Below are 6,349 nucleotides of genomic sequence, written 5' to 3'. Positions count from 1 at the left end.
ATGACAACTTTTTTGAATTAGGCGGTAATTCAATTTCACTTTCAAATATATACACTAAAATAGAAAAAAAATATTCAGATTTGAATATAGTTGATTTATTCAAGTATCAAAAAATTAGTGAATTATCACATTTTATTAGTGTTATGAAAGAGGAGAATAAGAATTTAAAATTAAAATCAGTAAAATTGCCTCCAAAAATTCTTGCTAATAGAAAAGATAATAAAAATGAAAAGACAATAATTTTAGAAAAACAGTTAAAAATTAAGTTTAATAACTTAGAAGTAAGTAATAAAGTAATAAATACATTTTTATATTTATTTAGCAACTTTATAGAAAACGATGAATATTATGTATCCCTTTTAAAATCAAGCTATATAGATTTGGAAAAAATAAATATAGAAGAGTATAGTGATTTAACCGAGTTTATAAAAAACATAGAGGAAAATAAGATAAAAAGAAAGACAGTATCCAAAATAAATTTGCGTAGCAACCTGGGTTTAGAGAGAGATAATGCTCATATTAATGTTTTAATAATAGATAAACAAAAAGTCGAAAATAATATTAGCGAATCTTATGAATTTATATTTAGTTATTTAGTTAATGATAACAATATAAATCTCGAATTAATATTTAAAAATAATAAGTTGCGGGAAATCTCAGTAGAAAAGTTTTTTAATACTTATATAAATATTATTTCTGATTTAATATAAAAGTAGAAAGAGCACCTTTTTCAGGTGCTCTAAAAAGGTGAGTGATGTTTTTATGTTTAATGTTTTTGAACAACTAGATAAAAACGAAATTAAGTTCACTAAAAAAGAAATAGAAACCAAAGTCGCTATAATTGGAATAAGCTCGAGATTACCTAAATCAAATAACTTTAGAGATTTTTGGGGTAATTTGGTTAATGGAGTTGATTGTATTGGAGAAATAGATAGCCAGAGAAAAAAGGATTGCGATTATTTTTTTGAGAATAAAGGTATAGATACGAAAAAAATAAACTATCAGCAAATGGCTTTTGTAAACGATGTGGATAAATTTGATTACAAATATTTTAATATTCCTTATCAAGAAGCATCTTTGATGGACCCTCGTCAAAGATTATTTTTAGAGTCAAGTATTCATGCATTATTGGATGCAGGATACCCAGAAAAAAAAGTTAACGGAAGTAATATTGGTGTATACGTTGGTAGCAGTAATAGTGATTCAATATATAATTATGATAAGGTTATATATGATTCATCTATTCGAAATCCTGTAAGTATTGTTAATAATCTTCCTTCAATGATTGCTAGTCGGGTTTCTTATTATTTAGATTTAAAAGGACCTAGTATGACTCTAGATACTTCTTGTTCCTCCTCTCTTGTAGCAGTTCACGAAGCATGTAAAGCTATAATTCATAATGAATGTGAGATGGCTATTGCAGGGGGATGTAACTTAAATCTTATTCCTCTTCAGCATGAAGTAAGGCTCGGCATTGAATCGAGTACTTTTAGAACGAGGGCTTATGACAATGACTCAGATGGAACAGGATTTGGAGAAGGTATTATTACATTTATTTTAAAACCTTTATTCAGTGCTTTAAGAGATAATGATAACATTTATTCTGTGATAGAAGGAAGTAGTGTAAGTAATCAAGGGTTTTCTTTTGGGGTTGCTACTCCAAGCATTGAAGGACAGGAAAACCTTATTTCGGAAAATATTAGCAAGTCCAATATAGATATCAATGACATTTCGTTTATAGAAGGGCATGGAACAGGAACTGCAATTGGAGATGTAATAGAGATAGAAGCAATCAATCGTGCTTTCTCCGAAATTAACAAAAAAAATTATTTGCCTATGGGGTCTGTAAAAAATAATATAGGTCATTTATTAAGTGCATCCGGAGCTGCTGGATTATTAAAAAGCGTGCTTGCATTAAAAAATCAAATGTTTCCCCCAACGATAAATTATAATACTCCTAATAAAAATATAGATTTTAGTAACTCACCTGTGTTTATTAATACTGAGAAAGTAGAGTTACATAAAAAAGAATTGCTGTTAGGATGTATAAGTTCTTTTGGTATGAGCGGAACTAATTGCCATATGATTATTTCTAATTACGACAAAAAAAGAACTATTCCAAATGAGGATTGTTTAGAGCCTCAAATATTCACATTTTCTGCAAACGATTTGGATACTTTAACTTTTCTATTAAGTGATTTATATAATTTTCTTCTTGAAGAGAATCTGATGCTACTAAGTGATATTGGATATACATTGAATTGCAGAAGAGATCATTTAGCAAATAGAGTGGCTATAATAGCATCATGTAAGGAAGATTTATTAGAAAAATTAAAAGAAGCATTAAATAAGATTCAACAAGGAAATAAAATTATTAAAGATAGTGAAATTTATTTTAACGTTAATGATATAACCTCTAATGTAAAAGAATTGTCTTTAGGAGATGAGTCTCAAGACGATTTAAGGCAAATTTGCAGAAGGTATATTATGGGCGGTGAAATAAGTTGGGACATGTATTATAAAGAATATAATCAAGTTGTTTCTTTGCCTGTTTTCACCTTTAAGAAAACTCGGTGCTGGTATAGTGAAGAAAAAATAGACTTTGTCTTAAATGACGATGTTATTTTAAATGAAAAAGAAAAAATTGTAGTTGAAACATGGGCAAAACTATTTGGCCTAAATAAAATAGACTTTTCTCAAGATATTTACCAAGTAGGTGGAGATTCCTTGAGCTTGGTAAGTATGTATCATGAAATAGAGTCGAAAATACCCAATATTTCATTAGAAGTGTTTATAGAAAAAGAAACATTAAATGAAATTCTAGATTACGTTAATGAAGCATCACAAAAAAATAATGAAACAGATGAATTAATTTTTGAAAAGAATAATTGTAAAGTTTATAAATTCTCGAATGGAATAAATAATTCAAACACGTATTTAATTTGTAATCGTCATAAGAGTATCCTTATTGATTCTGGAGTTAGTTTAGAATATTTAACAGAGTTCTGTGAAAGATTGAAATTGAATCGAATAGATTATATTGTTCTTACACATGCTCACTTTGATCATACTTATTCTGCAAATGAAATAAAAGAAAAATTCAATTGTAATTTCATAATTCATGAAAGAGAAATAAATTTTGCGAGAGATATCATAAATAATGGACTTGCCCTTCTTGGGAAAAGTTTTACGTTTGAAAGCGATGATATCCTAATTAAAGATAAATATACAGTTTTAAACATTGGAGATATTAGCCTCAAGATAATTCTCAGTCCGGGTCATACAACAGGTAGCGTATGCGTGCTTTATGACAATTTTTTATTTACAGGTGATACTATTTTTAAAGATAAAAAAGCAAAACCCGATAAAAAAACAGGAAATGAAGATTATTTAAAGAAATCCATTTCTTATTTAATTAATAATACTGAAGATAATACTATAATATGCCCTGGTCATGAAGATATTACAACAATTTCATTTGTGAAAAAAAGAATTTATGATTTTTGATTTTATTTTATGAGGTGTTTAGATGTGAAGTTGGTGATTAGTGACAGTGTTTCGGATTTTTTTGATAAGATTTCTTCTCTGCTTTTCTTAAAACACGAAGGATTCTTCAAAGATTATAGCATTAAAATGGGTATAAAATTAGATAATGAATATTTTGTATTACTAGATGATCTTAAAAGAATAAAAGAGTTAGATAGTGAGTTTTTAAATTTTTATTTTGGCAGCTTTTGCGACTACAAAGATGTTAGGAATGCAAATATTTTTTGTTTAGCCACAACCTTTTTTAAAATACCACAAATTTATACGAAAGATTTTTTTGAAATTATTGATTATTTGTCTGCAGTTACAGAAGAAGAGATAAGAAAAAATATTTTAGAGTCTCTAATTTATTTACAAGGAGATCTTAAAACTGAAACATCTACCCAACAGTATTTAAATGATAGGGAAAGTTTATTTGAGCTACTTAATAATCTAAATATCAAGCCCGAATACAAGTGGATCATATTTAAGGTAATGAAATCTCCTAAAACTTATGTAGATCAATTTTGCAATAAATTAATGTTGGTGAATGGTTATCTTAACGAGGCGATTTATAATTTAATTAAATTTAGAGATGAGTGGATGAATCAATTAAAAAACATAAATATGGATTTTCCAAAAAAGATAATCAGTACGTTAAAAGGTAAGGAATACTTATCTTGTAATTATATTAATATATATCCAACACTTTTACCTTACACTGCAACTATTACGAAAAGTGAAGATAACATTTATGTTGGACTGGGGTATAAAGTTGATGAAATTTTTGAAAATACATTGGAGAAAGCAGAGATTAATCACATCATTGATTTTTTGAAGCTTTTATCGGATAAAAGTAAGTTCAAGATATTAATCTTACTTAGTCATAAAAAAATGTATGCTAATGAGATTGCTGAACAGCTAAATTTAACCAACGCAACGATTTCACACCATATGAGAATTTTGACATTGCAAGGTTTAGTTGAGAGTGCGAGAAATCAAAATAAAACATACTATTATCTTAATTCTTCTAAATTTCATTCTCTTCTAAATGGATTATTAGGGAAATTTAAGTCTGCTTTAATTTTAGAGAAAGAGGAGTAAAATTAAGTGTATAAAACAGTTTATGATTTTATAGTTGATGCTGAAAATCGAGATGATAAAGGAATTACATTTATAAATGGATCCGATAATGAAGTATATATTTCTTATGCTCAATTATTTGAAAAATCCAGAAAAGTATTAGGTGTTTTACAAAAAAAGGGTTTAAGAAAGAAAGATGAACTAATTATACAAATTGAGGATAATGAACAATTTATTAAAGTTTTTTGGGCGTGCATATTAGGTGGAATCATACCTATTCCTTTAAGTGTGGGGTATAATGAAGAGCATAAACAAAAAATACTTCGTATATGGAGTATTCTTAATAATCCTTATTGTATTTCTGATCAAAGAACATTACATTCACTTGAGAAAGTTGCGGATGCAGAAACTTATTCATCAATTGTAAAACAATCAATTTATTTAGATGAAATTAAGAATTCTAATGAAGTGGGTGAATTAATTTCCCCTAAACCAGAAGAAATTGCTTTTATTCAATTCTCTTCTGGTACAACTGGAGATCCTAAAGGTGTAATATTAACACATAAAAATCTTATTACCAATATATCAGCATTAAATGAGGCTTGGGAGACATCGAAATCCGATTCCTCACTAAGCTGGATGCCTTTAACTCATGATATGGGCCTCATTGCTATTCACTTAGCATCAACGTATAAAAAAATTCAACAATATATAATTCCAACCTCCGTTTTTATCCGAAGACCGACTTTGTGGTTATTGAAAACACATCAACACCGTGTTACACAATTATACTCCCCTAACTTTGGATATAAGTTTTTGTTGGATAACTATAAAAAAAATCAAATCTATAACTGGGATTTAACTTGTGTTAGATTATTAGCTAATGGAGCAGAACCAATTTCTACTTCTTTGTGCCAGAGATTTTTAGAAGAAATGAAACAATTCGGATTAAAATATGAAACCTTAAATACTGTATATGGTTTAGCTGAGGCTACAGTTGCTGTTAGTGTCCCAAAATTAGGAAACCCTTTTGTTCCTGTAACCCTTAATAGGGAAGCTTTAGAAGTAGGTCAAAAAATTCAAAAAACTGTTGAAGAAAAAAAGGGATTAACTTTTGTTGAAGTTGGCCCGGCTGTACGTCATTGTTCTTTCCGTATATGTGATTCTAATAATTACGTTCTGGATGATGATTTTATAGGTCATGTGCAAATAAAGGGGGAAAACGTAACGTCTGGGTATTACAATAATGAATCTGCTACCAAAGACGCTATAACTGCAGATGGATGGTTAAATACAGGAGACCTTGGGTTTATACATAATAATAGTTTGGTTATTACCGGAAGAACAAAGGATATCATTATAAAGAATGGCCAAAATTATTATTCACATGATATAGAGAGAGTAGCAGAGAATGTAAAGGATATTGAATTAGGTAATGTTGTGGCATGCGGGGTCCCGAATGAAACAAAGGCGGAAGAAGATCTTGTGATATTTGTAAAATGTAAGCAAAGTTACGATATTACAACAGCAGAGAAGGAATTGAAAAGAGAATTAACAAAACAATTGGGTTTGAATGTACATCAAGTTATACCTGTTAGGAAAATTTTCAAAACTACAAGCGGTAAAGTGCAACGTTCTAAAATGAAGGATTTTTATAAAGAGTTAATTCTGTCTTGATTAAGTTTTACATTTAATCGTATTTTATACCATCTCTGTCTTGTGTATGAATTACCTGATATTT

General features: G+C 28.6%; 4 protein-coding genes. All 4 read left to right on the top strand.

What is annotated here, in order from left to right; translation table 11 throughout:
- On the top strand, window positions 1-710 hold a 710-nt coding region (locus tag D5S11_RS15940), incomplete at its 5' end, for an acyl carrier protein (RefSeq protein WP_164833849.1).
- Window positions 711-747: 37 nt separating this feature from the next.
- Window positions 748-3,507 carry a beta-ketoacyl synthase N-terminal-like domain-containing protein gene (locus D5S11_RS15935; protein ID WP_080686324.1) on the top strand — a complete coding sequence of 920 codons (2,760 nt, stop codon included), beginning with the start codon at window positions 748-750 and terminating at the stop codon, window positions 3,505-3,507.
- Window positions 3,508-3,516: 9 nt separating this feature from the next.
- Window positions 3,517-4,629 (top strand): ArsR/SmtB family transcription factor, encoded by a 1,113-nt coding sequence (locus D5S11_RS15930; RefSeq protein ID WP_050594987.1) that lies wholly within the window; start codon window positions 3,517-3,519, stop codon window positions 4,627-4,629.
- Window positions 4,630-4,635: 6 nt separating this feature from the next.
- Complete coding sequence (locus tag D5S11_RS15925) at window positions 4,636-6,285, top strand: AMP-binding protein (RefSeq protein ID WP_032868352.1); 1,650 nt, start codon at window positions 4,636-4,638, stop codon at window positions 6,283-6,285.
- Window positions 6,286-6,349: the final 64 nt, after the last annotated feature.

This window comes from Bacillus sp. L75 (genome assembly GCF_003676355.1).
Classification (GTDB): Bacteria; Bacillota; Bacilli; order Bacillales; family Bacillaceae; genus Bacillus; species Bacillus velezensis.
The sequence above is the reverse complement of the archived record's forward strand: the minus strand, read 5'-3'. Positions and strand labels throughout refer to the sequence as shown.